Source organism: Kocuria sp. GQ42, from assembly GCF_059758435.1.
On the sequence record NZ_JCAXEN010000001.1, the window covers coordinates 354,954 to 380,513 of the forward strand.

24 protein-coding genes are annotated in these 25,560 nt (G+C 73.8%); 14 read left to right on the top strand and 10 right to left on the bottom strand.

Annotated elements, in window-relative coordinates; genetic code table 11:
* Window positions 1–20 precede the first annotated feature (20 nt).
* Window positions 21–2,816: a cation-translocating P-type ATPase gene (locus tag AC6CH6_RS01660; RefSeq protein ID WP_498253812.1), complete on the top strand. Its 2,796-nt coding sequence runs from the start codon at window positions 21–23 to the stop codon at window positions 2,814–2,816.
* Window positions 2,817–2,846: 30 nt separating this feature from the next.
* Here AC6CH6_RS01660 and AC6CH6_RS01665 read toward each other — a convergent pair whose 3' ends face one another.
* On the bottom strand, window positions 2,847–4,430 hold the full coding sequence (locus tag AC6CH6_RS01665) for a cation:proton antiporter domain-containing protein (RefSeq protein ID WP_133411337.1): 1,584 nt from the start codon (window positions 4,428–4,430) through the stop codon (window positions 2,847–2,849).
* Window positions 4,431–4,554: 124 nt separating this feature from the next.
* Between AC6CH6_RS01665 and AC6CH6_RS01670 the strand changes: the two genes are divergently transcribed.
* The 5 genes from AC6CH6_RS01670 to AC6CH6_RS01690 all read left to right on the top strand — a co-directional run bounded on the left by AC6CH6_RS01670 (window position 4,555) and on the right by AC6CH6_RS01690 (window position 11,369).
* Window positions 4,555–5,946 carry an MFS transporter gene (locus tag AC6CH6_RS01670; protein ID WP_336649707.1) on the top strand — a complete coding sequence of 464 codons (1,392 nt, stop codon included), beginning with the start codon at window positions 4,555–4,557 and terminating at the stop codon, window positions 5,944–5,946.
* Entirely contained in the window at window positions 5,943–7,049 is a 1,107-nt protein-coding gene (locus AC6CH6_RS01675; protein WP_498253813.1) for a winged helix DNA-binding domain-containing protein, read from the top strand. Before AC6CH6_RS01670 ends, AC6CH6_RS01675 begins: the two co-directional genes overlap by 4 nt.
* A 75-nt stretch (window positions 7,050–7,124) precedes the next feature.
* Window positions 7,125–7,823 carry a maleylpyruvate isomerase family mycothiol-dependent enzyme gene (locus AC6CH6_RS01680; RefSeq protein WP_498253814.1) on the top strand — a complete coding sequence of 233 codons (699 nt, stop codon included), beginning with the start codon at window positions 7,125–7,127 and terminating at the stop codon, window positions 7,821–7,823.
* A 239-nt stretch (window positions 7,824–8,062) separates the two neighbouring features.
* Entirely contained in the window at window positions 8,063–9,976 is a 1,914-nt protein-coding gene (typA, locus tag AC6CH6_RS01685) for a translational GTPase TypA (protein ID WP_017833398.1), read from the top strand.
* A 37-nt stretch (window positions 9,977–10,013) separates the two neighbouring features.
* The gene (locus tag AC6CH6_RS01690) at window positions 10,014–11,369 is read left to right on the top strand and encodes a PIG-L family deacetylase (protein WP_498253815.1); all 1,356 of its coding nucleotides are present in this window, start codon (window positions 10,014–10,016) and stop codon (window positions 11,367–11,369) included.
* Window positions 11,370–11,403: 34 nt separating this feature from the next.
* Here AC6CH6_RS01690 and AC6CH6_RS01695 read toward each other — a convergent pair whose 3' ends face one another.
* On the bottom strand, window positions 11,404–11,694 hold the full coding sequence (locus tag AC6CH6_RS01695; protein ID WP_229588650.1) for a putative acetyltransferase: 291 nt from the start codon (window positions 11,692–11,694) through the stop codon (window positions 11,404–11,406).
* A 71-nt stretch (window positions 11,695–11,765) separates the two neighbouring features.
* On the opposite strand from AC6CH6_RS01695, the gene fdxA reads away from it, so the two are divergent.
* The 4 genes from fdxA (at window position 11,766) to AC6CH6_RS01715 (ending at window position 15,169) form a co-directional block, all read left to right on the top strand.
* On the top strand, window positions 11,766–12,098 hold the full coding sequence (gene fdxA / locus AC6CH6_RS01700; RefSeq protein WP_058872613.1) for a ferredoxin: 333 nt from the start codon (window positions 11,766–11,768) through the stop codon (window positions 12,096–12,098).
* On the top strand, window positions 12,095–13,240 hold the full coding sequence (gene dapC / locus AC6CH6_RS01705; protein WP_498253816.1) for a succinyldiaminopimelate transaminase: 1,146 nt from the start codon (window positions 12,095–12,097) through the stop codon (window positions 13,238–13,240). The genes fdxA and dapC overlap by 4 nt, the downstream gene beginning before the upstream one ends.
* Before the next feature lie 164 nt (window positions 13,241–13,404).
* A complete protein-coding gene (locus tag AC6CH6_RS01710; protein ID WP_498253817.1) occupies window positions 13,405–14,703 on the top strand; it encodes a citrate synthase in 1,299 nt (432 codons plus the stop codon).
* A 100-nt stretch (window positions 14,704–14,803) separates the two neighbouring features.
* Window positions 14,804–15,169: an A1S_2505 family phage non-structural protein gene (locus tag AC6CH6_RS01715; protein ID WP_133411333.1), complete on the top strand. Its 366-nt coding sequence runs from the start codon at window positions 14,804–14,806 to the stop codon at window positions 15,167–15,169.
* A gap of 22 nt (window positions 15,170–15,191) precedes the next feature.
* Here the strand turns inward: AC6CH6_RS01715 and galE are convergent, their stop codons facing one another.
* From galE to dapD, 3 genes are all read right to left on the bottom strand, one after another.
* On the bottom strand, window positions 15,192–16,214 hold the full coding sequence (gene galE / locus AC6CH6_RS01720; RefSeq protein ID WP_498253818.1) for a UDP-glucose 4-epimerase GalE: 1,023 nt from the start codon (window positions 16,212–16,214) through the stop codon (window positions 15,192–15,194).
* Window positions 16,215–16,249: 35 nt separating this feature from the next.
* Window positions 16,250–17,173: a hypothetical protein gene (locus AC6CH6_RS01725; protein WP_498253819.1), complete on the bottom strand. Its 924-nt coding sequence runs from the start codon at window positions 17,171–17,173 to the stop codon at window positions 16,250–16,252.
* Between the two features lie 132 nt (window positions 17,174–17,305).
* Window positions 17,306–18,271, bottom strand: a complete 966-nt coding sequence (gene dapD / locus AC6CH6_RS01730) for a 2,3,4,5-tetrahydropyridine-2,6-dicarboxylate N-succinyltransferase (RefSeq protein ID WP_133411330.1) — start codon at window positions 18,269–18,271, stop codon at window positions 17,306–17,308.
* Window positions 18,272–18,322: 51 nt separating this feature from the next.
* Between dapD and dapE the strand changes: the two genes are divergently transcribed.
* The gene (gene dapE, locus AC6CH6_RS01735) at window positions 18,323–19,432 is read left to right on the top strand and encodes a succinyl-diaminopimelate desuccinylase (RefSeq protein ID WP_133411329.1); all 1,110 of its coding nucleotides are present in this window, start codon (window positions 18,323–18,325) and stop codon (window positions 19,430–19,432) included.
* A gap of 6 nt (window positions 19,433–19,438) precedes the next feature.
* On the opposite strand, the gene AC6CH6_RS01740 is transcribed toward dapE, so the two are convergent.
* From AC6CH6_RS01740 to AC6CH6_RS01755, 4 genes are all read right to left on the bottom strand, one after another.
* Window positions 19,439–20,311, bottom strand: coding sequence for an amino acid ABC transporter permease (locus tag AC6CH6_RS01740; RefSeq protein ID WP_017833409.1), 873 nt, complete (start codon window positions 20,309–20,311; stop codon window positions 19,439–19,441).
* A complete protein-coding gene (locus AC6CH6_RS01745) occupies window positions 20,311–20,997 on the bottom strand; it encodes an amino acid ABC transporter permease (protein WP_498253820.1) in 687 nt (228 codons plus the stop codon). Before AC6CH6_RS01745 ends, AC6CH6_RS01740 begins: the two co-directional genes overlap by 1 nt.
* A gap of 134 nt (window positions 20,998–21,131) precedes the next feature.
* Window positions 21,132–21,986 carry a glutamate ABC transporter substrate-binding protein gene (locus tag AC6CH6_RS01750; RefSeq protein WP_133411328.1) on the bottom strand — a complete coding sequence of 285 codons (855 nt, stop codon included), beginning with the start codon at window positions 21,984–21,986 and terminating at the stop codon, window positions 21,132–21,134.
* A gap of 53 nt (window positions 21,987–22,039) precedes the next feature.
* On the bottom strand, window positions 22,040–22,759 hold the full coding sequence (locus AC6CH6_RS01755; protein WP_165979765.1) for an amino acid ABC transporter ATP-binding protein: 720 nt from the start codon (window positions 22,757–22,759) through the stop codon (window positions 22,040–22,042).
* Window positions 22,760–22,956: 197 nt separating this feature from the next.
* Between AC6CH6_RS01755 and AC6CH6_RS01760 the strand changes: the two genes are divergently transcribed.
* The 3 genes from AC6CH6_RS01760 to AC6CH6_RS01770 all read left to right on the top strand — a co-directional run bounded on the left by AC6CH6_RS01760 (window position 22,957) and on the right by AC6CH6_RS01770 (window position 24,757).
* Complete coding sequence (locus AC6CH6_RS01760) at window positions 22,957–23,265, top strand: DivIVA domain-containing protein (RefSeq protein ID WP_035927412.1); 309 nt, start codon at window positions 22,957–22,959, stop codon at window positions 23,263–23,265.
* Window positions 23,262–24,467, top strand: coding sequence for a putative hexosyltransferase (locus tag AC6CH6_RS01765; protein WP_498253821.1), 1,206 nt, complete (start codon window positions 23,262–23,264; stop codon window positions 24,465–24,467). The genes AC6CH6_RS01760 and AC6CH6_RS01765 overlap by 4 nt, the downstream gene beginning before the upstream one ends.
* A 122-nt stretch (window positions 24,468–24,589) precedes the next feature.
* Entirely contained in the window at window positions 24,590–24,757 is a 168-nt protein-coding gene (locus AC6CH6_RS01770) for a DUF3117 domain-containing protein (protein WP_017833415.1), read from the top strand.
* A 30-nt stretch (window positions 24,758–24,787) separates the two neighbouring features.
* Here AC6CH6_RS01770 and AC6CH6_RS01775 read toward each other — a convergent pair whose 3' ends face one another.
* Entirely contained in the window at window positions 24,788–25,420 is a 633-nt protein-coding gene (locus AC6CH6_RS01775; protein WP_031283004.1) for an O-methyltransferase, read from the bottom strand.
* Between the last annotated feature and the right edge of the window lie 140 nt (window positions 25,421–25,560).

Genomic DNA, 25,560 nt, shown 5'->3' on the forward strand with positions numbered 1-25,560 from the left:
GGCGGGACGAGAATGGGGGCGTGGCCACCGAGATCGTGCACCAGGACCCGTCCCTCCGCGCGGCGGGCGAGCTCCTCGCCGAGCTGGACGTGGAGCCCGCCCTCGGGCTGAGCGCGGAGCAGGCCGGGGCCCGGCTGGCCCGGTACGGGCCCAACGAGCTGCGCACCGCCCCGCGGGTGCCGCGGTGGCGCAAGGTCCTCGCCCAGTTCCAGGACCCGCTGATCTACCTGCTCCTGACCGCGATCGCCGTGTCCGTGGCCGCCTGGGTCGCGGAGGGCGCCCGCGGGGTGCCGGTGGACGCGGTGGTCATCGCCGTGATCGTGGTGGCCAACGCGGTGCTGGGCCGCGTCCAGGAGGGGCGCGCCGAGGACGCGGTCGCGGCGCTGGCCGTGCTGACGGCGGCGAACTCGACCGTGGTGCGGGACGGGCGCCTGACCACGCTCCCCTCGGCCCAGCTGGTGCCCGGCGACGTCCTGGCCCTCGCCGAGGGCGACGCGGTGGGCGCGGACGCCCGCCTGCTCTCCGCCGCGTCCCTGCGCGTGCAGGAGGCGTCCCTGACCGGGGAGTCGGAGGCGGAGCTCAAGGACCCGGCCGTGCTGCCCGCCCCGGCCCCGCTCGGGGACCGGCGGAACATGGTCTACAAGGGCACGGCCGTGGCCTCGGGGGTGGGCCGTGCCGTGGTCGTGGCCACGGGCATGGACACCCAGGTGGGCGCCATCGCCGAGATGCTGGAGCGCACGGAGGCCGAGCCCTCGCCGCTGCAGCGCGAGATCGCGGCCGTCTCCCGGTCGCTGGGCCTCATCGTGGTCGGCGTCGCCGTGGTGGTCATGGCCACGGTCGTCCTGGTGAACGGAGTGCGCGGCGTGCAGGACCTCGTGACCGTCCTGCTGCTGGGCGTCTCCCTCGCGGTCGCGGCCGTCCCGGAGGGCCTGCCCGCGATCCTGTCCCTGGTCCTGGCCATCGGGGTGCGGGCGATGGCCCGCCGGCAGGCCGTGGTCAAGGACCTGCACTCCGTGGAGACGCTCGGCGCGGCCTCGGTGATCTGTTCCGACAAGACCGGCACGCTCACCCGCAACGAGATGACCCTCAAGGTGCTCATGACCCCGTCCGGCACGGTGGAGCTCTCCGGCACGGGGTACTCGCCGGAGGGCGAGGCCAGGGTCGTGACCGGGGGCGCGCCCGCCGCGCAGGTCCTGCAGGAGGCGCGGGGCGTGCTGGTGGGCGGGGCGCGCGCCAACAACGCCCAGCTCAACGAGGCCGCCGGCGTGTGGACCGTGCAGGGCGACCCCACCGAGGCGGCGTTCCTCACCGCCGTGCACAAGCTCTACGGCGCCGCCGACCGGGCGGACGACTTCGCCCGGGCCCAGGAGATGCCGTTCACCTCCGAGCGCCGGATGATGTCCACCCTCGAGATCGAGACGGACTCCGGGCACTGCTACCTGTTCACCAAGGGCGCCCCGGACGTCCTCATGGACCGCTGCACCGGGGTGCGCGTCGGGGACGTCGTCGAGCCCTTCGACGCCGCGCGACGCCGGGACGCCGCCGCGGCCGTCGAGGAGCTGTCCGGGCAGGCGTTCCGCACCCTGGCGGTCGCCGGCCGGCGGGTCCGGGAGCGCGAGGCCGCGGAGCTCGGCGAGGCGGCGGAGCGGGACCTGGTCTGGCTCGGCGTGGTGGGCGTCCTCGACCCGCCGCGGGAGGAGGCCGCGGCGGCTGTGGCGCAGGCCCGGGCCGCCGGGGTGCGCACGATCATGATCACCGGCGACCACCCGGTGACGGCCGCCCGGATCGCCGCGGACCTGGGGATCGTGCCCCCGGGAGCGCCCGCGCTCACCGGGGCGCAGCTGGACGAGCTCACCGGGGACGGCTTCCTCGACGCCGTGCGGGACGTCTCGGTCTTCGCCCGGGTGGCCCCGGGCCACAAGCTGCGGATCGTCGACGCCCTGCAGGCCCAGGGCCACGTCGTCGCCATGACCGGGGACGGCGTCAACGACGCGCCGGCCCTCAAGGCCGCCGACATCGGCGTGGCCATGGGCATCACGGGCACGGAGGTCACCAAGGAGGCCGGGCGGATGATCCTCGGCGACGACGACTTCGCCACCATCGTGGTGGCGATCCGGCAGGGCCGGGTCATCTTCGAGAACATCACCAAGTTCCTGCGCTACCTGCTGTCCTCGAACCTGGGGGAGGTGGCCACCGTGTTCTTCGGCGTGCTCCTCGCGGGCGCCCTGGGGCTGACGGACGCGGCCGACGGCGCGATCGCCGTGCCGCTGCTGGCCACCCAGATCCTGTGGATCAACCTCGTCACCGATTCCGGTCCGGCCCTGGCCATGGGCGTGGACCCCGAGATCGAGGACGTCATGGCTCGCCCGCCGCGCCGGCCCGACGAACGGATCCTCGACGCGCCGATGTGGGGACGGATCGCGCTGCTCGGCCTGGTGATGGGCGCCTCGACCCTGCTCACCATCGACATCTTCCTCCCCGGCGGGCTGGTGCCCGGCCAGGACTCCCTCGACGTGGCCCGCACCGCCGGGTTCACCACGCTCGTGCTCGCCCAGCTGTTCAACGCCCTGAACTCCCGCTCCGAGCTCGCGAGCGCCTTCCACCGGCTGTTCGTCAACCCCTGGCTGTGGGGTGCCCTGGCCCTCGCCGCCGCCCTGCAGGTGCTCGTGGTGCACGTTCCGGTGCTTCAGGTCGCCTTCGGCACCGCACCCCTGGACCTCGCCCACTGGGCCGTCGCGGTGGGCATGGCGTCCCTCGTCCTGTGGGTCGAGGAGCTGCACAAGCTCGTCCGCCGGGCCCTGGCGCGCCGGGGCTGACGGGGCCGGCGCCCGCCGGCACCGGCGCGGTCAGTCGGGCCGGCGGCCGAGGGCCTCGACGGTCTCGGCGGCCAGGGCGATGCCGGCGCCGCTGTAGAGGTTGAAGACCGTCCGGACCCCGTGCCCGCGCAGCTCCTGCACCTCGTCGTCGTACTGCGCCACGGCGGCCACGACCCCGTCGAAGCCCGTGGCGCTCAGCTGCTGGAGGGCCACGAGGTTGGAGCCGTGGAAGGGCATCGCCAGCACGGCGACCTGCACGTGGCCGGTCGCGATCACCCGCTCCCAGAACTCCTGGTCGGTCGCGTCGGCCTCCTGGACGTCGATCCCCTGCGCCCGCAGCCGCTCCACGCGGTCCGTGGCGTTCTCGATGCCCACCACGGAGAAGCCGTGCTCCTCGGAGAGCTCCCGGTAGGCCGCCTGCCCCACCCGGCCCATGCCGAGCACGAGCACCGTGGCGTGGCTGATGTCGATGGGACGGTCCTCCGGGTGCAGCCGGTCGTCCGGGTGCTCCGGGAGCCGCCGGGCGAGGGTGCTGGTCAGGGAGGAGCCGCGCCGGTTGACCAGGGCCGAGACCACGAAGCTCAGGGCGACCGCCACGGAGAGCATCACCAGCCAGTCGCCGTCGAACATCCCGGCCGAGACGCCGATGGCCCCCACGATGAGGGCGAACTCCGAGTGGTTGCCCAGCGCGAGGCCCGTCCGCAGCGACGTGCGGCGGCGCAGCCCGAACATCCACAGCAGCAGCACGAACAGCATCGCCTGGACCGGCAGGAGGCCCAGGAGCAGCACGCTCATGGCGAGCATCTCGAGGGTCGGCATCCCGTGGAAGCCGATCGAGACGAAGAACGCGACCAGCAGGAGGTCCTTGAGCGTGAACAGGGTGCGGGACAGCTCGCCCGCGTTGGCGTGCGAGGCCAGGAGCATGCCGACGAGCAGCGCCCCGAGGTCCCCCTTCAGGCCCACGGCCGAGAAGGCGATGTAGCCGGGGACCAGGGCCATGGCGACGCCGAACAGGGCCTGCAGCTCCCCGTGGCCGATGCCGTCCCAGATCCGGCGGAACACCCACGCCGCCGGCAGCAGCAGCACCAGGGCCAGGGCCCACGGGCTCGGCGGGTGCTCGCTGGTGACGGTGATGAACGCGACGGCGGCGACGTCCTGGATGATGAGGATGCCGATCGCCACGCGCCCGTAGAGCGACGTCGTCTCGCTGCGCTCCTCGAGGACCTTGAACACCAGGACCGTGCTCGAGAAGGACAGGGCGAACCCGGCCAGCAGCAGCGCGCGGAGGTTCTCGCCCGGCAGCTGCAGCCCCACCAGCATCAGCAGGCCCAGGAGCCCCGCCCCGAGCGCCGTGCTCAGGACCATGTGGATCCCGGCCGTCCCCCAGACCTCCCGGCGCAGCAGCGACCGGGCGTCGAGCTTGAGGCCGATGCCGAACAGCATGAGGGTCACGCCGACGTCGGCCAGCTGGTCGAGGGCGGGGAGCCGCTCCACGCCCAGGCCGTTGAGCACGAAGCCGGCCGCGAGGAACCCGATCAGGGGCGGCAGCCGCGCGAGGACGGCCAGGGCACCGGCCCCGAAGGCGACGACGAGATAGATGGCAACCGTGGACACAGTCAGCTCCCTCGCCGGCCGGTGGTGGGACCCCTCCAGTCTAGGGCGGGGGCCTCCGGGGGCCGGCGCGGGCCCGAGCGCCTACAGTGGTCGCAGCACCGCGCAGCGAGGGAAGGACCGGAGCATGCACGAGAGCCAGCGGCCCGGCGCCGCCGCGTCCGCCCCGACGCGCTCCCAGCGGCTGGACCGGCTGCCGTTCACCACCGAGCACAGGAAGCTGCTCGTCGGCTCCGGCGTCGGCTGGGCCCTGGACGCCATGGACGTGGGCCTGATCTCGTTCGTGATGGCCGCGCTCGCCCAGGAGTGGGGCCTGGGCTCCGGGGAGCTGTCCCTGCTCGCCTCGATCGGCTTCGTGGGGATGGCCGTGGGCGCCAGCCTCGGCGGACTCCTGGCCGACCGGCTCGGTCGGCGCCAGGTCTTCGCCCTGACCCTGCTGGTCTACGGCACGGCCACCGGCGCGTCCGCGCTCGTCGGGTCCCTCGCCGCGCTCGTGATCCTGCGGTTCGTGGTGGGCCTCGGCCTCGGCGCCGAGCTGCCCGTCGCCTCCACCCTCGTCTCCGAGTACGCGCCCCGGCGGATCCGCGGCCGCGTGGTGGTGGTCCTCGAGTCCTTCTGGGCCGTCGGCTGGATCCTCGCCGCCCTCGTCGGCTACTTCGTGGTGCCGTCCTCCCCGGACGGCTGGCGCTGGGCGCTCGTCGTCGGACTCGTGCCGGCCCTCTACGCCGTGGTGGTGCGCCGGGCCCTGCCGGAGTCCGTGCGCTTCCTCGAGCACCGGGGCCGGACGGACGAGGCCGAGGCCGCGGTGCGCCGGTTCGAGCGGGCGCGGCCGCTGGGCCGCTCCCGGGCCGAGACCCCCGAGCAGGCCCGGGCGGCGGAGGCGGCCGGCCCGCGCCCGGCGGAGGACGCGGGCGGGATCTGGGCCCCGACCCTGCGGCGGCGCACGGCGGCGCTGTGGACCGTCTGGTTCTGCATCAACTTCGCCTACTACGGGGCGTTCACCTGGCTGCCCACCCTGCTGCTCCAGCAGGGCCTCACGCTGACGACCTCCTTCGGCTACGTCCTGGTCATCACGCTCGCCCAGCTGCCCGGCTACGCCGCGGCCGCCTGGCTCATCGAGGTCTGGGGCCGCCGGATCACGCTGGCCGTGTTCCTCGGTGGCTCCGCGGTGAGCGCCCTGCTCTTCGGCATCGTCTCGATGGGCAGCATCGTGCTCCCGTGGCAGGTGATCGGCTCCGGCATGGCGCTGTCCTTCTTCAACCTGGGCGCGTGGGGGGCCCTGTACGCGATCGGCCCCGAGCTCTACCCCACCGCGCTGCGCGGGACGGGGACCGGGGCGGCGGCGGCGTTCGGCCGCGTCGCCTCGATCCTGGCCCCGCTGGCCGTGCCGGCGCTGCTCGCGCTCGGCGGGGAGCGCTACGACGTCGTCACCGTCTTCGCCGTCTTCGGCGCCGCCTTCCTCGTGGCCGCCCTCTCCGCGTTCGCCCTGCCCGAGCAGCGGGGACGGGCTCTGCAGTGAGCTCCCCGGCCGTCCTGACGGACCGCGAGATCGGCCTCGCCCGGCTCGCGGCCCACGGGCTCGTGCGCCCGGAGGACGTGGCGCCCGAGGACGTGGTGCGCGCCCTCGGCGCCGTCCAGGCCCAGGACCTGCCCGGCGCCCTGGTGTCGGTCGCCCTGCGGCGGGCCGGCGGCTTCGACGGCCTGCGGCAGTCCTTCGACGACGGCCGGATCGTGCGCACGTGGCCCATGCGCGGGACCCTGCACCTGGTGCCCGCCGAGGACCTGCGCGCGTGGCTGGCGGTCCTGGGTCCCCGCACCGTCGCCTCGACGGCCGCCCGGCGCCGGGTCCTGGGCATCGACGAGCGGCTCGACGCGGCCCGGGAGACCGCCCTCGCCGCGCTGCGCCGCGGCCCGCAGCCCCGTGAGCGCCTGCACGCCGCGTGGGAGGAGGCCGGGCTGCTGGGCGAGCCGGGCCGGGCCTACCACCTGATGCTCGCCCTGCACCTGGACGCGACCCTGTGCCTGGGCCCGCTGACCGCGGACGGCCGGGACCAGCTCGTGGTGCCCGTCGCGGACTGGGTCCCCGCCGCGGGGGAGGAGGCGGCCGTGCTCGGGGCGGCCGCCGGCGGCACCCCGCCCGTCGTCGCCCGCTGGGTGCGCCGGTACCTGCGCGGCCACGGCCCGGCCTCCGTCGCGGACGCCGCCCGGTGGGCGGCCCTGCCGCGCTCCGCGGTGCGCGCCGCGCTGGCGGGGGCCGACGGTGTCGTGGCGGTGCACGACCGCGCCGGCCGCGAGCTGTGGTGCGCCCCCGAGGTGCTCGAGGGCCCCGCACCCGGCGGGCACCGCGCCGCCGGGGTCTTCCTGCTGCCGCCCTTCGACGAGTACGTCCTGGGCTACGGGGACCGGTCCCACGTGCTGGCCCCGGCCCACGCGACCCGGATCGTCCCCGGCGGCAACGGGGTCTTCAAGCCCACCCTCGTGGCGGGCGGGCGGATCGTGGGGACCTGGGGGCGCGTGCGCCGGGCCGGGGGAGCCGAGCTCGTGCTCGACCCGTTCGAGGAGCTCTCGGCGACCCGCCGCAAGGCCGCCGAGCGGGCCTTCGCGCGGCTGCCGGCGCTCTGAGCCGAGACGAAGCCGGTATGGGTCCCGGGGCCCGGGAGGTGGTCCGGCTCACCAGGCGCTCGATAGGGTGAGGCCATGATCAACCCCGCCCGCCTGCACTCGGACCTCTCCCGCCTCGGCCGCGAGACCGAGATGTTCCTGGCCACCACCGCGTCCCTGTCCGACGACGAGCTGGCCGCCCCCTCGCTGTGCGAGGGATGGCGCCGCGCCGACGTCGTCGCCCACCTCGCCTCCAACGGGCGCGCCCTCGTCAAGCTCGTCGACTGGGCCGTGACCGGGCAGGAGCAGGCCCCCTACGCCTCGATGGAGGCCCGGAACCAGGACATCGCCGAGCTGGCCGCCCTGCCCCGCCAGCAGCTGGTCGGGAAGGCGCGCGAGTCGGCCGCCTACTTCGCCGAGCAGGCCCAGCGGCTGACCGGGGAGCTCGCGGTCGAGGAGGTGCACCTGCACGGCAAGGTGATCCCCGCGACCTCGATCGTGGCGCTGCGCATCGCCGAGGTCGTCGTCCACCACCACGACCTCGACACCGCCTGGACCATCGAGGAGGCCGACCCCGACTCGCTGCTCAACGCCCTCGAGGCCGCCGTGCGCACCATGCGCGCCAAGGGCGCCCCCGGCATGACGCTGGTGACGGAGGAGCGCGACGAGTGGGTGATCGGCGACGGCGCCCTGCGCGTCGAGTCCGACCGGGAGGGCCTGCTCGAGTGGCTGGCCCGCGGCGACGGCGAGAACGTCGAGGCCGACGGCCCGCTGCCGGTGCTGCCCTCCTGGTGACCGGGCGCCCCGTGCGCGGCGCGGAGCCGGGGTCGCGCCGGACGGGCGGACGGGGGAGTCGGCGGGGTCACAGCCGCCCGGGGTGCCGCCGGGGCGGCGCCGCGGGGTAGAATGGTCTACGGCCCGCTGAGCGGGCGCTCCCGCCCGGGTCCCTCCGGGTGCGCGGCGGCGCCCCGGCCGCACCCATCGGGAGGGCTGCACCTCCCCCCGCATCTCCACCCGAAGAGAGACCCACGCGTATGCCTGTCACCTCCACCACCGCCCAGCGCGCCGACCTCCGCAACGTGGCCATCGTGGCCCACGTCGACCACGGCAAGACCACCATCGTGGACGCGATGCTCCAGCAGACGCACGCGTTCTCCGCCCACGGTGAGGTCGAGGAGCGCGTGATGGACTCCGGTGACCTGGAGCGCGAGAAGGGGATCACGATCCTCGCCAAGAACACCACGGTGTTCTACGACGGTCCCTCCGCCGAGGGGGAGACCATCACCATCAACGTCATCGACACCCCCGGCCACGCCGACTTCGGCGGCGAGGTCGAGCGCGGCCTGTCCATGGTCGACGGCGTCGTGCTGCTCGTGGACGCCTCCGAGGGCCCGCTGCCGCAGACCCGCTTCGTGCTGCGCAAGGCCCTCGAGGCCAAGCTGCCCGTGATCCTCGTGGTCAACAAGGTCGACCGCCCGGACGCCCGGATCGAGGAGGTCGTGCACGAGTCCATGGACCTGCTGCTGGGCCTGGCCTCGGACATCTCCGAGGACGAGCCGGACCTCGACCTGGACGCCGTCCTGGACGTGCCCGTGGTCTACGCCGCGGGCCGTGACGGCCGGGCCTCCCTGACGCAGCCCGAGAACGGCGGCCTGCCGGACAACGAGGACCTCGAGCCGCTGTTCGCGACGATCATCAAGCACGTCCCCGCGCCCTCCTACGACCCCGAGGGCGTGCTCCAGGCGCACGTGACCAACCTGGACGCCTCCCCGTTCCTGGGCCGTCTCGCCCTGCTGCGCATCTTCAACGGCACCCTCAAGAAGGGCCAGACCGTGGCCTGGGCGCGCGCGAACGGCGAGCTCAAGAACGTGCGGATCTCCGAGCTGCTGGCCACCAAGGGCCTGGACCGCGTCCCGGCCGACTCCGCCGGCCCCGGCGAGATCGTGGCCGTGGCCGGGATCGAGGACATCACCATCGGCGAGACCCTCACCGACCCGGAGAACCCGCAGCCGCTGCCCCTGATCACGGTGGACGACCCCGCGATCTCCATGACCATCGGCATCAACACCTCCCCGCTGGCCGGCCGCACCAAGGGCACCAAGGTCACGGCCCGTCAGGTCAAGGACCGCCTCGACAAGGAGCTCGTCGGCAACGTCTCGCTCAAGGTGCTCCCCACCCAGCGCCCCGACGCCTGGGAGGTCCAGGGCCGCGGCGAGCTGGCCCTGGCGATCCTGGTGGAGCAGATGCGCCGCGAGGGCTTCGAGCTGACCGCGGGCAAGCCCCAGGTCGTGACCAAGACCGTCGACGGCAAGGTGCACGAGCCCTACGAGCACATGACGATCGACGTCCCCGACGAGTTCCTCGGCGCCGTGACCCAGCTGATGGCCGGGCGCAAGGGCCGCATGGAGGCCATGGCCAACCACGGCACCGGCTGGGTGCGGATGGAGTTCAAGGTCCCCGCCCGCGGGCTGATCGGCTTCCGCACCCGGTTCCTCACCGAGACCCGCGGCGCCGGCATCGCGTCCTCCTACGCCGACGGCTACGAGCCGTGGGCCGGGGACATCGAGTACCGCACCAACGGCTCGATGATCGCCGACCGCGCCGGCGTGGTCACCCCGTTCGCCATGATCAACCTGCAGGAGCGCGGGTCCTTCTTCGTGGAGCCCACCTCCGAGGTCTACCAGGGCATGATCGTGGGCGAGAACTCCCGTGCCGACGACATGGACGTGAACATCACGAAGGAGAAGAAGCTCACCAACATGCGTGCGGCCTCCTCCGACACCTTCGAGAACCTCACGCCCCCGCGCAAGCTGACCCTCGAGGAGTCCCTCGAGTTCGCCCGCGAGGACGAGTGCGTGGAGGTCACCCCGGACGCCATCCGCATCCGCAAGGTGATCCTCGACGCCAACGAGCGGATGAAGGCGCACCGGGCCCGGGCCCGCGCCTGACCCCGGACCGCAGCAGCACCGCGCAGCAGGCCCGGCCGTGACCCAGCCCGTCCCGTACTACCCCGAGCAGGGCGTCCTCGTGCGCGAGGACGCCCTGCCGGGGCTGCTGCCCCCGGGCCTGCGCCCGGAGGACGCCCGGCTCCTGTTCGTGCACGCCCACCCCGACGACGAGTCCATCGCCACCGGCGCCACCATGGGCCGCTACGCGGAGCTCGGCGCGCGGGTCGTGCTGCTCACCATGACCCGCGGCGAGCGCGGCGAGGTCATCCCCGAGCCGCTGCAGACCCTCGAGGTCGGCCGGCCGGGGTGCACCGACGACGGCACGGCCCTGGGCCGCCACCGGGTCGGCGAGCTCGACGACGCCGCGGCCCGCCTGGGCGTCTCCGAGCGCTTCTTCGCGGGGGAGCCCCCGGCCCTGGACCCCGCCGTGGGCTTCGCCGGCGGCACGGGCCACTACCACGACTCCGGCATGTCCTGGGGCCCGGACGGGCGGGCCGCCCCCGCCGAGGACTCCTCGCCGCACAGCCTCACCGCGGCCGCGGCCGACGAGGCCGCCGCCCACGTCGCCGCCGCGGTCCGGGCCGTGCGCCCGCACGTGCTCGTCACCTACGACGACGACGGCGGCTACGGCCACCCCGACCACGTCCGCACCTCCGCCGTCGCGGTGCGCGGCGCCGAGCTCGCCGCCCGTCCGGGCGCGGACGCCGACGGGGAGCCCATCGACCCCTGGCGCACCCCCCTCGTGTGGGCCGTCGAGGGCGAGGCGCAGTCCGAGGACCCGCGGCCGCAGGCCGCGGTGCACGGCTCCGCCGGGCGCAAGCGGGACGCCATGGCCGCCCACGCCACCCAGCTGGTGCTCTCCGGGGACGGCTCGCGCTTCGCCCTCTCGAACGGGGTGTGGCAGCCCTTCAGCGCCCTCGAGACCTACCGGCTGCTCGCCGGGGACCCGGACGCGGTCGCCGCGGAGGAGGAGACGCCCCGTCACGCCCGGGCCTCCGTGCTCTCGGCCCTCGTGACGTCCGTCGCGGCCGGGGCCGTGGCGGCGGCCGTGGCCACGGTCCTGCACAGCGCCGTCTGGTACGCGCCCGCCGGGTGGTGGCTCCCGTGGGGCCTGCTCTTCGCGACCGCCCTGCTGCTCAGCGTGTCCCTGTGGGTCGGCACCGCGACCCGCCGCGTGTGGGCCGCCGCCGTGCCGGGGCTGACCGGCTACCTCGTCTCCTGGCTCTTCGCCTACGGCGGGGACGGCTCCGTGATCGTCGTAACGGACCCCGGCACGCCCGTGGGGATCCTGGGCCTCGCCTGGTTCGGGCTGGTCTTCGCGACGACCCTGCTGTCCGTGCTCGTCACGGCCCGGTGGCTGCGCGCCCGGCGGCGGAGGACCGGCGCGGGCTGAGCCCCGCGGCGCCCGATGGCGCAGTGCCCGGTGCTCAGGCACCCCGAGGCCGGCGCCGCGGCGGCGCGGGCGGTACCACCCGGGCGGCCCGGATCCCGCCGGCGCCGATCAGCACGTCCCCCCGGCGGGTCCGCACCGTGACGGACTCCTCGTCCGCGGCCAGCAGCTCGCCCAGGGCGTCGGTGAGCGGCAGCCCGGAGGCGTCGTCGGCGGGCAGGGCGTAGCGTACGCTCACGCGCGTACCAGCGGGCAGGCCGGTGAGCAGGCCCAGCGCCGAAGATGACGTCCCGGACGGCGATGTTGAGCCGGATGTCGGATGCTCCATGGCTGTCATCCTAGCCAGGGCGCCGTGACTAGACTGGTCGGAGCAATCCCAGGAGAAAGGTTCGAACCGCCGTGACCTACGTCATCGCCCAGCCCTGTGTCGACGTGAAGGACAAGGCCTGCGTCGAGGAGTGCCCCGTCGACTGCATCTACGAGGGGGAGCGCTCGCTCTACATCCACCCCGACGAGTGCGTGGACTGCGGTGCGTGCGAACCGGTGTGCCCCGTCGAGGCCATCTACTACGAGGACGACACCCCCGACGAGTGGGCCGACTACTACAAGGCGAACGTCGAGTTCTTCGACGACCTCGGCTCGCCCGGCGGCGCCGCGAAGCTCGGCAACACGCACACGGACCACCCCATGATCGCGGCGCTGCCGCCGCAGAACCAGGACGTCGCCCTGTGACGCAGGGGGACCGGTCCTTCGGTCTCGCCCTGCCCGACTACCCGTGGGACACGATGGCGCCGTACCGCGCCGTCGCCGCGGAGCACCCCGGCGGGGTCGTGGACCTGTCCATCGGCACGCCCGTGGACCCCACGCCCCTGGTCGTCCAGGACGCGCTGGCCGCCGCCGCCGACGCCCACGGCTACCCGACCACCCACGGCACCCCCGCCCTGCGCGAGGCCGTCGTCGCCTGGTACGCGCGGCGCCGCGGCGTGACCGGCCTGGACCCCGCCGCGGTCATGCCCACGGTCGGCTCCAAGGAGCTGGTCGCCTGGCTGCCGCTGCTGCTCGGCCTGCGCCCCGGCGACGTCGTCGTGCGGCCCACGGTCGCCTACCCGACCTACGACATCGGGGCCCAGCTCGCGGGCGCCGAGGCCGTGGCCGCGGACGACCTCGACGAGCTCGACGACGACGTGCGCTCCCGCGTGCGCATGGTGTGGCTGAACTCGCCCGCCAACCCCACCGGCATCGTCCGGGACGCGGCGTCGCTGCGGCGGGTGGTCGACCAGGCCCGCGCCCTCGGGGCCGTGGTCGCCTCCGACGAGTGCTACGCCGAGCTCGGCTGGGGCGCCTGGGACGTCCAGCAGGGCGGCACCCCGGTCCCGTCGGTGCTCGACCCCCGGGTCAGCGGCGGGGACCACTCCCTGCTGCTGTCCGCGTACTCCCTGTCGAAACAGTCCAACGCCGCCGGCTACCGGGCCGCGTTCCTCGCCGGCGACCCCCGGCTCATGGCGAGCCTCGTCAACTCCCGCAAGCACGCCGGGATGATCGTGCCCGCCCCGATCCAGGAGGCCATGCGGGCGGCCCTGGGCGACGACGCCCACGTCACCGCCCAGAAGGCGCTCTACCGGTCCCGCCGCGAGCGGCTCGTCCCCGCGGCCGAGGCCTTCGGGCTGCGGGTCGAGCACTCCGAGGCCGGGCTGTACCTGTGGTGCACGGCGGGGGAGGACACCTGGACCACGGTGCAGCGCTTCGCGGAGCGCGGCGTCGTGGTGGGCCCCGGGGTGTTCTACGGCACGGCCGGCGAGGGGTACGTTCGTCTCGCCCTCACCGCCACCGACGAGCGCATCGACGCCGCCGCGGAGCGGCTCGGCCGCGCCTGACACGGTCCCCGGCGGCGCCGGGATTGGTCGCGGCGCGGACGGAGCAGGTAGGTTGGACCCTGACGATCGCTGTGTCCCGGGACACGGCCGTGCTGCGCCGACGGTGGCGCCCGGCGCGGCGACCACGGGCACCGGACACCGACATCCACTCGCGGAGGACGAACATGACTGAGTCTGCACAGAAGACCGGGACGGCCCGGCTCGACTACGGGAACGGAAGCCCCCTCGAGCTGCCCCTCCAGGACGCCACCGAGGGCAACCGCGGCTACGCGATCACGAACATGCTCAAGGAGACCGGCAACGTCGCCTTCGACCCCGGGTTCATGAACACGGCGAACGCGCGCTCCGCCATCACCTACATCGACGGCAACAACGGCATCCTCCGGTACCGGGGGTACCCGATCGAGGAGCTCGCCCAGCACTCCAGCTTCATCGAGACCGCCTACCTGCTCATCTACGGCCAGCTGCCCTCGCCGTCCGAGCTCGAGGACTTCGACACCCGGATCCGCCGGCACACCATGGTCCACGAGGACCTCAAGAGCTTCTTCAACGGGTTCCCGCGCAACGCCCACCCGATGCCCGTGCTGTCCTCGGCCGTCTCGGCGCTGTCCACGTTCTACGGGGACTCCCTCGACCCGTTCGACCAGGAGCAGGTGGAGATCTCCACCATCCGGCTGCTCGCGAAGGTGCCCACCCTGGCCGCCTACGCGTACAAGAAGTCCAAGGGCGAGCCGATGCTCTACCCGCAGAACGACCTCAGCTACACGGAGAACTTCCTGCGCATGTGCTTCGGCGTGCCCGCCGAGGACTACGAGATCGACCCGGCCATGGCGAAGGCCCTGGACGTGCTGCTGATGTTGCACGCGGACCACGAGCAGAACTGCTCCACCTCCACCGTCCGGCTCGTGGGCTCCTCCCACGCCAACATGTTCGCCTCGGTCTCCGCGGGCATCAACGCCCTGTACGGCCCGCTGCACGGCGGCGCCAACGAGGCCGTGCTCGCGATGCTCAACCGGATCGAGACGCAGGGCGTCACGCCCGAGGACTTCATGGAGCAGGTCAAGAACAAGGAGTCCGGCGCCCGGCTCATGGGCTTCGGCCACCGGGTCTACAAGAACTACGACCCCCGGGCCCGCATCGTCAAGGACTACGCCCACGAGATCCTCGAGAAGCTGGGCGGCAACGACCAGCAGCTCGAGATCGCCATGCGGCTCGAGGAGAAGGCCCTCGCCGACGACTACTTCGTGGAGCGCAAGCTCTACCCGAACGTCGACTTCTACACGGGCCTCATCTACAAGGCGATGGGCTTCCCCGAGAAGATGTTCACCGTCCTCTTCGCGATCGGCCGGCTGCCCGGCTGGATCGCCCAGTGGCGGGAGATGATCGAGGACCCGGAGACCAAGATCGGCCGCCCGCGCCAGCTCTATGTGGGCGAGGGCGAGCGGCACTACCCGCAGCGCTGAGCAGTCCCGGCACCGGCGGACGCCGGGCCCGTCCCCTTGGCGGGGCGCGGGCCCGGCGTCCGCCGTTCCGCGCCGGCCCCCGCCCCGGTAGCGTGGTCGCATGAGCGAGCAGCGGCACACCCCGGACCGGATCACCGAGCTCGGCCCGGACGACGTCTTCGTCTTCGGCTCCAACGCCCGGGGCGCCCACCTCGCGGGCGCGGCGCGCACGGCCGTCGAGCGCTTCGGCGCCGTCCCGGGCCGGGGGCACGGCCTGCAGGGACGCTCGTACGCGATCGACAGCATGAGCGGGCTCCCGGCGCTCGAGCGGGAGGCGGCGGCGTTCGTGGCCTTCGCCCGGGAGCACCCCGAGCTGACGTTCTGGCTCACCCGCGTGGGCACGGGCATCGCCGGCCACGACGAGCGGCGGGTGGCCGCCCTGTTCGCCGACGCCCCGCCCAACGTGGTCCGGCCCCGGGGCTGGTGAGCCCCGGGGGCCGGACCGGCGCTCAGGCACCCGCGGCGTAGCCCTCGGGGTTGCTCCGCTGCCAGTTCCAGTGGTCCCGGCACATCGTGTCGAGGTCCCGGTCGGCGGACCAGCCCAGCTCGGCCAGGGCCGTCGACGGATCGGCGTAGGACACCGCGGCGTCGCCGGGCCGCCGGTCCGCGATCTCGTAGGGGATGCTGCGCCCGGAGGCCCGCTCGAAGGCGGCGTGCACCTCGAGCACCGAGTAGCCCTTGCCCGTGCCCAGGTTCCAGGTGCGCACCCCGCCGTGCTCGGCGATGTGGTCGAGGGCCCGGAGGTGCCCGTCGGCGAGGTCCACCACGTGGATGTAGTCGCGCACGCCCGTCCCGTCGGCGGTCGGGTAGTCGGCGCCGAAGACCCGCAGCGTCTCGCGCCGGCCCACGGCCACCTGGGCGATGAACGGCAGCAGGTTGTTCGGCACGCCCGTGGGGTCCTCGCCGATCCGCCCGGACTCGTGGGCGCCCACCGGGTTGAAGTAGCGCAGCAGGGCCACGTTCCATGACGGGTCCGACGCGGCGAGGTCCACGAGCATGTCCTCGATGTGCTCCTTGGTCCGCCCGTACGGGTTCTGCGCGTCCATGGGCTGCTTCTCGGTCAGCGGCATCTCCTCGGGGGCGCCGTAGACCGTGGCCGAGGAGGAGAACACGATGGACCGGCAGCCGTGGGCCCCCATGGCGTCCAGCAGGTTGAGGGTGCCGGCCACGTTGGTGCGGTAGTACCACAGGGGCAGCTCGGCCGACTCGCCGACGGCCTTGAGCCCGGCGAAGTGGATCACGGCCTCCGGGCGGTGCTCCGCGAACAGGGCGTCGAGTCCCGCGGGGTCGAGGAGGTCGACCTCCGCGAACGCCTCGACGGAGCGTCCCGCGAGCTCCTCGACCCGCTCCAGCGAGGTCCGCGAGGAGTTCGCGAGGTTGTCCATCACGACGACGTCGTGCCCGGCCCCCAGCAGGGCGAGGACGGTGTGCGAGCCGATGTAGCCGGTTCCCCCGGTGACGAGAATCTTCATGGCCCCAGCGTATCGGCCGGGCCGCGGCGGTCCCGTCAGCGGCTCGCGAGGACCACCACGACGTCGTCGGGCGGGGGAGCGCCCTCCGGGTGCGCCTCGGCGGCGTCCACCCACCCCGGGGCGGGCGCGAAACGGGCGGTGCGCTGGTCCGCCCGGACCCAGCTGCGCCCGTCGAAGGACACCTCGGCGACGCCCAGCGCGTCCGCCCGCGCGACCGCCCAGTGCGCCGCGGTCCAGCCCGCCGGCTCCGCGGGCGCCGGCACGACCACCCGGTCGCCGTCCGTGCGCGGGGCGGGCACCGCCGTGCGGAACGCGCCGCGGAGGGCGTCGGCCGCCCGGCGCGGGTCCCCGGGGTGCTCGGGGTCGTGGAGCACGCAGTTGAGCGAGCCCTCCGTGGCGCCGGTCAGGCTGCCGGCGAAGGCCCGGGCGAGGCCCTCGTGCCGCGCGTACGCCTCGGGGTGCCCGGAGCGCTGGACCGCCTGGGCGGCGTCGGTGACGGACATCGTCCGGTAGTCGAGCTCGGCGAGGCCGTCGTAGAAGGCGGCCGTGGCGTGGGCCGGGTCCATGATCTGCTCGACCGTGCCCCAGCCCTGGGAGGGGCGCTGCTGGAACAGCCCCACGGAGTCCCGGTCCCCGTAGTCGATGTTGACCAGCTGCGACTCCTGCATCGCGGTCGCCAGGGCCACGACCGCCGCGTACGGGTCGGTGCCGCGCGCCACGGACTCCGCGGTGATCAGGGCGGCGTTGGCGGACTGCTCCGCGGACAGGGCGTGTCGCTGCCGCTGCCCGTCCCCGTCCGTGCTCGCGACCACGCACCGGGGTTCCCCTGCCGAGGGCCGCCCCGCGCGCAGCTCGACGGCCACGAGGACCCCCGCCGCGAGCACGGCGCCGACGAGCAGGAGCACGAACAGCGGCAGCCGCAGCGACCTGCTGCGGCGGCCGGGGACGGGGGAGGACACGGGCGCTCCTGGGCGGACGGGAGGACGGGCGGGGGCGACGGGCGGGCAGAGGTGGGTGGACGGGCGACGCCGCGCGGGGCGGGGCGGGCCCGTCCTGCGCGGCGTCGGGGGGCGGGTCGGGGCCCGCCGCGCTCAGTTGGCGTGCAGCGCCGCGTTGAGCTCCACGGTCCCGCCGGCGCGGGGCAGCACCTCGACGGCGCCGGTGAGGGAGTTGCGGCGGAACAGCAGGTTGGACAGGCCCGAGAGCTCCGAGGCCTTGGCCGTGGACCGCTCGCCGTCGGAGTGCACGCTCACCCGGGTGCCGGCGGTGACGTAGAGGCCGGCCTCGACCACGCAGTCGTCGCCGAGGGAGATGCCGACACCGGAGTTGGCGCCGAGCAGCACGCGCTCGCCCACGGTGATCCGCTCCTTGCCGCCGCCGGAGAGGGTGCCCATGATGGAGGCGCCCCCGCCCACGTCCGTGGCGTCGCCCACGACCACGCCGGCGCTGATCCTGCCCTCGACCATGGACTGGCCCAGGGTGCCGGCGTTGAAGTTGACGAAGCCCTCGTGCATCACCGTGGTGCCCTCGGCGAGGTGGGCGCCGAGCCGGATCCGGCTGGCGTCGCCGATCCGCACGCCCGCGGGGACCACGTAGTCCACCATCCGCGGGAACTTGTCCACGCTGTGCACGGTCACGTGCCCGCCGGAGGCCTTCATGCGGAGCAGCGCGAAGGTCAGCTCCTCGGCGAGCACGGGCCCGCGGTCCGTCCAGGCGACGTTGGCGAGCAGGCCGAACACGCCGTCGAGGTTCAGGGTGTTGGGGCGCACGAGGCGGTGGGAGAGCAGGTGCAGGCGCAGGTAGGCGTCCGCGGCGTCGGCGGGCGCGGCGTCGAGGTCGATCGAGGTCTCGACGATCTCGCTGCGGACGTTGCGGTCGGGGTCGGCGGTGGCCGCGAGCCGCAGGTCCGCGTCGAGGGAGGTGTCGACCGCGTCGGAGAGGGACGGGGTGGGGTACCAGACGTCGAGGACGGTGCCCTCCTTGGGGCCCGAGGCCACGACGGTGGCCAGGCCGAGTCCGGAGGCGGGACGAGAGGTGGAAGAAGTCATGGCCTCCATCCTACGGGGGACGCCGGGGCGGGGCCGACGGGCGGCTGCGGCCGCCCCGTTATGCTGGCAGCCATGATCGCACCGGAGCTGGACCTCGCCGCGGACCCCGCCGACCTGACGGCCGCCCTCATCGACATCGCGTCCGTCTCGGGCTCGGAGGGCCCCCTCGCCGACGCCGTCGAGGCCGCGCTGCGCCGGCTCCCGCACCTCACCGTGCACCGGGACGGGGACGCCGTGGTGGCGCGCACCGACCTCGGCCGCGCCGAGCGGGTGGTGCTCGCCGGCCACCTCGACACCGTGCCCCTGCCGACCGCGCCCGGCGCCCGGGGGACCGTGCCCTCCACGTGGACGGGGGCCGACGGCGACCGGGTGCTCTACGGCCGGGGCGCCACCGACATGAAGGGCGGCGTGGCCGTCCAGCTCGTCCTGGCCGCGGCCCTGACGGCGCCGAACCGGGACATCACCTACGTCTTCTACGACCACGAGGAGGTCGACGCCGACGCGAGCGGGCTGGGCCGGCTCCAGCGCCACGCCCCCGAGCTGCTCGAGGCGGACTTCGCGGTGCTGCTCGAGCCCACCGACGGGACCGTGGAGGGCGGGTGCAACGGCACGATGCGCTTCCGCATCACCACCACCGGCCGTGCCGCCCACTCGGGGCGGTCCTGGATCGGGGAGAACGCGATCCACAAGCAGGCCGACGTCCTCGCCCGTCTGGCGGCCTACGAGCCGCGGACCGTGGCGGTGGAGGGGCTCGAGTACCGCGAGGGGCTCAACGCGATCCGGATCGGCGGCGGCGTGGCCGGCAACGTGGTCCCGGACACCGCCCACGTGGAGATCAACTACCGCTTCGCCCCGGACAAGAGCCCCGAGGACGCCGTGGCGCACGTGCGGGAGGTGTTCGCCGGCTACGAGATCGAGCTCACGGACCTCTCCCCGGCGGCGCGGCCCGGCCTGGACCGTCCTGCGGCCGCCGCGTTCGTGGCCGCGGTGGGCCAGGAGCCCAAGCCCAAGTACGGCTGGACGGACGTGGCCCGCTTCTCGCAGATGGGCGTGCCCGCCGTGAACTTCGGCCCCGGCGACGCCCTGCTGGCCCACACGGACGACGAGCACGTGAGCGCCGACGCGGTCCGGGAGTGCTGCCGGGCCCTGGCCGCGTGGCTCACGGCCTGAGCGGCGTCAGACGGTCGTCTCCTCGGCGGCCATGGGCCCCTCGGCCGGCTTGGTCCGGCCCGCGGTGCGGAAGCTGAGGAACCGCGACAGCCACGCGGCCAGCAGGGTCAGCAGGTAGTTGATGAGCACGAAGACCAGCGCCACGACGAACAGCGTCTGCAGGATGTTGCCGTCCCCGGAGCCCAGGCGGCGGGCGCTCGCGAGCAGCTCCGGGTAGGTGATGATGTAGCCCAGCGCGGTGTCCTTGAGGATCACCACGAACTGGCTGACCATCGAGGGCAGCATCGCCGTGAGGGCCTGGGGGAGCTCGATCATCCGCAGGGACCGGGAGGGCGTGAGCCCGATGACCAGGCCCGCCTCGCGCTGGCCCTTGGGCAGCTGGTGCACGCCGGAGCGGATGAGCTCGGCGATGACCGACCCGTTGTAGAACATCAGGCCCAGCACCACGGCCCAGAACGGCACGTTGGCGGGCTCCACCAGGCCGGCGCGGCCGATGCCCAGGTAGAAGAAGATCATCATCACCAGCACGGGCACGGCCCGGAAGAACTCGACCACCACGGTGCAGACGAAGCGCACCGGGGCCAGCTGGGAGAGCCGGCCGAGACCGAAGACCAGGCCGAAGGCGATCGAGAGGGCCACCGCCAGCAGCGCGGCCCGCAGGGTCTCCCACAGCCCCGGGAGCAGGAAGTTCTCCCAGGCCCGGGCGGTGAGCAGCGGGGTCCACCGGTCGGCGTCGAGCTGGCCCTGCTCGGCGAGCGCGCCGAGCACGACCCAGGCGAGCGCGGCGATCAGCAGGACTCCCGCCACGTTGAAGAGCAGCGTGAGCCGGCGGGCACGCGGCCCCTGCACGTCGAAGAGGACGTTCTGGGTCTTGGCCATCAGCGCTTCACCGCCAGCTTCCGGGAGGCCCAGGTGGTCAGCAGGCCCACCGGGACGACGATGAGGACGAAGCCGAGCGCCACCACCAGGAAGATCGCGATGATCACGTCCGGGCGGAACTCGATCATGGTCTTCATGAGGGAGGAGATCTCGGTGACCGACGCGGCCGCGGCCACCGTCGTGTTCTTCGTCAGGGCGATCAGGGTGTTGCCGAGCGGGGTGATCGCCCCGCGCAGCGCCTGCGGGAAGACGATCAGCCGGGCCGCGGGCAGGAAGCTCAGCCCGATGGCCCGGGCCGCCTCGGCCTGCCCGGCCAGCACCGTGTTGACGCCGGAGCGGATGGCCTCGCAGACGAAGGCCGCGTGGTAGAGGCTCAGGCCGATCACGGCGTAGAGGAAGAAGTTCCGGTTGAAGTCCGAGGAGAGGTTGATGCCGAGCTGGCTCCACACGCCCAGGACCAGGAACACGAGGATGATCGTCAGCGGCGTGTTGCGGAACAGGTTCACGTACGTGGTGCCGAGCAGCCGCAGGGACGCGATGGGGGAGATGCGCATCAGGGCGACCAGGGCGCCGAGGACCGCCGAGCCGATCGCGGCCCAGAAGGTCAGCTGCAGGTTGACCCAGAACGCACCCGGCACGTCGTACTGGGCGAACAGACTGGCGAAGTCGGTCAGGTAGTCGTTCACGGGAGCTCCCGGGGATCGGGCAGGTCCTGGGTCACGGAAGGCCCCTTCGTCGCGGATCGGTCGGCGTGCTGCGCGGTCGCGGTCCCGTGGCCGGCCGGTCGCCGGCCGGCCACGGGGTGCTCACGCGTCCGGGGTCACTCGCCGCAGGGCTCGGGCTCCGGCGGGTTGAGCTCGGCGTTGTAGGTGTAGTCGGCGCCCTCGGTGTTGGCCGTGACGGCCTCCTCCCAGGCGCCCTCGTCGATCATCTTGGTGATGGCCTCGTTGACCGCCTCGCACTGGTCGGAGCCGTCGGGCAGGCCCACGCCGTAGCGCTCCTCGGAGAAGGTGTTGCCGACCACCTTGAACTTGCCCTGGTTGGCGTCGGTCGAGGCGAGGCCCGCGAGGATGATGTCGTCGGTGGTCACGGCGTTCACCTGGCCGGACTCGAGCGCCGTGAGGCAGTCGGCGTAGCCGGGCTGCTCGACGAGGTTCACCCCGGGGACCTCCTCCTGGATGTTCGCGGCCGAGGTGGAGCCCGTCACCGAGCACAGGTTCTTGCCCTCGAGGTCCTCCGGGCCGGCGATCGTGGACTCGTCGGCGGTCACCAGCAGGTCCTGCCCGGCCACGAAGTAGGGGCCGGCGAAGTCCACGGTCTGGTCGCGCTCCTCGGTGATCGAGTAGGTCGCGAAGATCATGTCCACCTGGTCGTTGGCGAGCATGTTCTCGCGGTTGGCGGAGGGGGACTCCACCCACTCGATCTGGTCCTCGGAGTAGCCGAGCTCGGTGGCGACGTACTTCGCGACGTCGACGTCGAAGCCGGTGTACTCGCTGCCGTCGCGGAAGCCGAGGCCCGGCTGGTCGAACTTGATGCCGATCCGCACGGACTCGCCCGAGCCGCCGCCCTCGCCTTCCGCACCGGACCCGCCGTCGTCGCCACCTCCGCACGCGGTGAGGGTCAGGGCCGCGGCCGCGGCCATCGCGGCCAGTCCGAGGGGCTTGCTGCTGCGCATGGTGTGCTCCTTGCTGTGGAGGTGGTGGCGTGGGTCGGAGGGACGGGGGACGGTCAGTGGCCGAGGATCTTGCCGAGGAAGTCCTGGGCGCGCTCGGAGCGGGGGTTCGTGAAGAACTCCTCGGGGGTGTTCTCCTCGACGATCATGCCGTCGGCCATGAACACCACGCGGTCGGCGGCCTTGCGGGCGAAGCCCATCTCGTGGGTGACCACGATCATCGTCATGCCCTGCTTCGCGAGGGCCACCATGGTGTCGAGGACCTCGTTGATCATCTCGGGGTCCAGCGCGGAGGTGGGCTCGTCGAAGAGCATCACCTTCGGCTCCATGGCCAGGGCGCGGGCGATGGCGACGCGCTGCTGCTGGCCGCCGGAGAGCTGCGCGGGCAGCTTCTCGGCCTGGTTGTCGACCCCCACCCGGGTCAGCAGCTCCATGGCCTGCTTCTTCGCCTCGGCCGCCGACCTGCCCCGCACCTTGACGGGCCCCAGGGTCACGTTCTGCAGGACCGACTTGTGGGCGAAGAGGTTGAAGGACTGGAAGACCATGCCGACGTCGGCGCGCAGCTTCGCGAGGGCCTTGCCCTCCTCGGGCAGCCGCTTCCCGTCGATGAGGATCTCGCCGTCGTCGATGCTCTCGAGCCGGTTGATGGCCCGGCACAGGGTGGACTTGCCGGAGCCGGAGGGGCCGATCACGACCACCACCTCGCCGCGCTTCACCTCCAGGTTGATGTCCCGCAGCACGTGCAGGTCCCCGAAGTGCTTGTTGACGTGCGACATGCGGACCAGGGCCTCGGCCGTCCCCGCGGTGGAGGAGGCCGGGGCGGCGGCCGGCGGAGTGGCGTGTGACATACCGGAAAGATATCCCAGATTCGTTCTGCGTGATGCCGAACACGTTGCAATCGTGTTAATTGCTTACCCGTCCGTAGAAATGTTGCGGCGCCCCGGCCCGCCCGGCGGCGCATAGCCTGGAGGGCATGACCGAGATCCTCGTGGTGCTGTCCGGGCTCGTGCTGCTGCTCACGGTCGTGGGCGTCGTGGTCCTCGGCCGCGACCGGCTCGCCGAGCGGGTCGTGCCTGCCCGGGACGGGATCGCCGTGGCGCGCGCCCCCGGCGCGCCGCTCGTGCTGCCCGAGCACCCGACGGCGGAGGACGTGGAGCGGATCGCGTTCTCCGTCCGGCGCCGCGGCTACGACCCCGCGGAGGTCCACGCCGTGCTGGCCCACCTCGCGGACCGGCTGCCGCCGCCGGAGGACCCGCCGTCCCGCCCGGTGCCGGGGGCGTGAGCGGCCGGACGGCCGTGGCCCTCCGGTGGGCCCGGGCCCCCTGGTGGGCGCGGGCCCTGCTGGTCTGGGCGGCCTCCCGGCTCTGGGCCTGGGCCGTGTTCACCACGGTGGGCCGGCAGCAGGGCCCCGGTCCGTGGGGGGACGGCGCCCTGGGCTACCTCGAGTTCACCGGGACCTGGGACTCGGACTGGTACGAGCGCATCGCCCGGGAGGGCTATCCCGCGTCCCTGCCCCGGGACGCGGCCGGGCAGGTGCAGGAGAACGCCTGGGCGTTCTACCCGGTCTTCCCGCTGGTCGTGCGGGCGGTCTCGGCGGTCACCGGTGCGGGATGGGACGCAGCCGCGTCGGCCGTGTCCCTGGCCGCGAGCCTGGGCGCCGTCCTGCTCGTCCACCGGCTGTTCCTCCGGCTCGCCCCTCCGGCCACCGCCCTGTGGGGTGTCGCGTTCGTCGCGTTCAGCCCGGTCGCGCCGGTGCTGCAGGTCCCCTACGCCGAGTCGCTGCACCTGCTGCTGCTCGCGGGCGCCCTGCTGCTGGTGGCCCGAGGGAACCACCTGGCGGCCGTCCCCGTGGTGCTCCTGATGTGCCTGACGCGCCCGGCGGGGGTCCCCTTCGCGGCGGCCCTCGGGATCACGTGGTTCGTGCGCTCCGTGCGCCGGCACCGGGCCGGGGAGCTGCGCCGCGCGGCGGACGCCGTCGACGGGCTGCTCGGCCTCGCGGTCCTGGCGTGCGGCGCGGCCCTCGCCTGGCCGGCGATCGCGTGGGCCGTCACGGGCGAGCCGACCGCGTACACCGACACCGAGACGGCGTGGCGGGGCGGGGGCGGGCTGGAGCCGGTGGTGCCCTGGTTCGAGGCCGCCGCCGGGCTGTTCGGCCCCGTGCTCGGGCTCGCCGCGCCCGTGCTGCTGGTCGCGGGCGGGACGGTGCTGCTGCGCACCCGCGTGGTGCGGGAGCGGCTGGACCTGCTCACGCGCGTGTGGCTGGCGAGCTACGCCGTGTACCTGCTCCTCTTCCTGCACCCCCAGAGCAGCACCTTCCGGCTGCTGCTGCCGCTGTTCCCCCTCGCCCTGCCGCTGGCCGCGGTCTCGGACTCGCGAGCCTACCGGGTGGCCTGCGTGGTGTTCGGCGCGCTGCTCCAGCTCGTCTGGGTCGGCTGGCTGTGGCACTGGAAGCAGCTGCCCGGGGGCGGGGACTACCCGCCCTGATCCCGTCCGCACCCCGGGCCGGCCACGCCGACGCGGACCCCCGGGCGCCGGGGTGGTCCGGGTCCACGGTTGCGGCTCGGATAGGATGGGAGCCACACCAATCGAGGAAGAGGAGTTCCCACATGGCGGCCATGAAGCCGAGAACCGGTGACGGACCGATGGAGGTCACCAAGGAGGGGCGGAGCCTGATCATGCGGGTGCCGCTCGAGGGCGGCGGACGGCTGGTGGTCGAGCTGAAGCCGGCCGAGGCCGCGGAGCTCAAGGAGTGCCTGGCCGGCGTCACCGAGTGACCACCGGCGCGGACGGCGGGACCCGGCCGGTCAGCGGCGGACGGCCAGCAGCAGCCCGGAGCCGGTCGTCAGCAGGGCGGTGCTGAAGCGCTCGTCCTCCCGGAACAGCCGGTGCACGGCCCGCATCGTCCGGGTGTTCTCCTCGCGGTTGGCCGGCTGCGCCACCTTGTCCTGGGACAGGGCGTCGTTGACCACGAGCATCCCGCCCGGGCGCAGCAGCCGGACGGCCTCCTCGGCGTAGTCGAGGGTCCCCTCGGGGTCGGCGTCGAGGAACACGAGGTCGTAGGCGCCGGCGCTCAGCCGGGGCATCACGAGGGACGCGCGGCCGGGGATCGTGCGGGTCCGGCTCGTCGGGATACCGGCCTCCCGGAACGTGTCGCGGGCCGCGCGCAGCGCCCGGATGTCGGTGTCGATCGTGGTCAGCACGGACGTGCCGGGCAGACCGCGCAGCAGCGCGAGACCGGATACCCCGGCCCCCGTGCCCACCTCGACCACGGTGGCGGGCCGGGCCGCCGCGGCGAGCACCGTCAGGGCGGCGGCCGTCCCCGGGGTCACCGGGGGGATGCGCAGGGCGAGGGACCGCTCCCGGGCGCGGTAGGCGAGCTCGTCCTCGGCGGCGAACGCCTCGGCGTACGACCAGCTCGTCGTCTTGTCCGCGCCCATGGTCCGCCCTTCGTCGCTGTAGTGGATGCGCGCCATCCTACCGGCTGGGCCCGTCCGTCCGGCCACCGTCCAGTCGGCATCCAGCTTCCCGGTCGATCATGGAGACGATCACGACGTCTTCCACGGACCTGTCCGCGGGC

Bases quoted from the DNA above. Each gene is read 5' to 3' on its own strand.
- AC6CH6_RS01670 (WP_336649707.1), top strand. From the start codon at position 4,555: ATGCACGAGAGCCAGCGGCCCGGCGCCGCCGCGTCCGCCCCGACGCGC.
- AC6CH6_RS01680 (WP_498253814.1), top strand. From the start codon at position 7,125: ATGATCAACCCCGCCCGCCTGCACTCGGACCTCTCCCGCCTCGGCCGC.
- typA (WP_017833398.1), top strand. From the start codon at position 8,063: ATGCCTGTCACCTCCACCACCGCCCAGCGCGCCGACCTCCGCAACGTG.
- AC6CH6_RS01695 (WP_229588650.1), bottom strand. From the start codon at position 11,694: ATGGAGCATCCGACATCCGGCTCAACATCGCCGTCCGGGACGTCATCT.
- AC6CH6_RS01710 (WP_498253817.1), top strand. From the start codon at position 13,405: ATGACTGAGTCTGCACAGAAGACCGGGACGGCCCGGCTCGACTACGGG.
- AC6CH6_RS01715 (WP_133411333.1), top strand. From the start codon at position 14,804: ATGAGCGAGCAGCGGCACACCCCGGACCGGATCACCGAGCTCGGCCCG.
- galE (WP_498253818.1), bottom strand. From the start codon at position 16,214: ATGAAGATTCTCGTCACCGGGGGAACCGGCTACATCGGCTCGCACACC.
- dapD (WP_133411330.1), bottom strand. From the start codon at position 18,271: ATGGAGGCCATGACTTCTTCCACCTCTCGTCCCGCCTCCGGACTCGGC.
- dapE (WP_133411329.1), top strand. From the start codon at position 18,323: ATGCTGGCAGCCATGATCGCACCGGAGCTGGACCTCGCCGCGGACCCC.
- AC6CH6_RS01740 (WP_017833409.1), bottom strand. From the start codon at position 20,311: ATGGCCAAGACCCAGAACGTCCTCTTCGACGTGCAGGGGCCGCGTGCC.
- AC6CH6_RS01750 (WP_133411328.1), bottom strand. From the start codon at position 21,986: ATGCGCAGCAGCAAGCCCCTCGGACTGGCCGCGATGGCCGCGGCCGCG.
- AC6CH6_RS01755 (WP_165979765.1), bottom strand. From the start codon at position 22,759: ATGTCGCACGTCAACAAGCACTTCGGGGACCTGCACGTGCTGCGGGAC.
- AC6CH6_RS01760 (WP_035927412.1), top strand. From the start codon at position 22,957: ATGACCGAGATCCTCGTGGTGCTGTCCGGGCTCGTGCTGCTGCTCACG.
- AC6CH6_RS01770 (WP_017833415.1), top strand. From the start codon at position 24,590: ATGGCGGCCATGAAGCCGAGAACCGGTGACGGACCGATGGAGGTCACC.
- AC6CH6_RS01775 (WP_031283004.1), bottom strand. From the start codon at position 25,420: ATGGGCGCGGACAAGACGACGAGCTGGTCGTACGCCGAGGCGTTCGCC.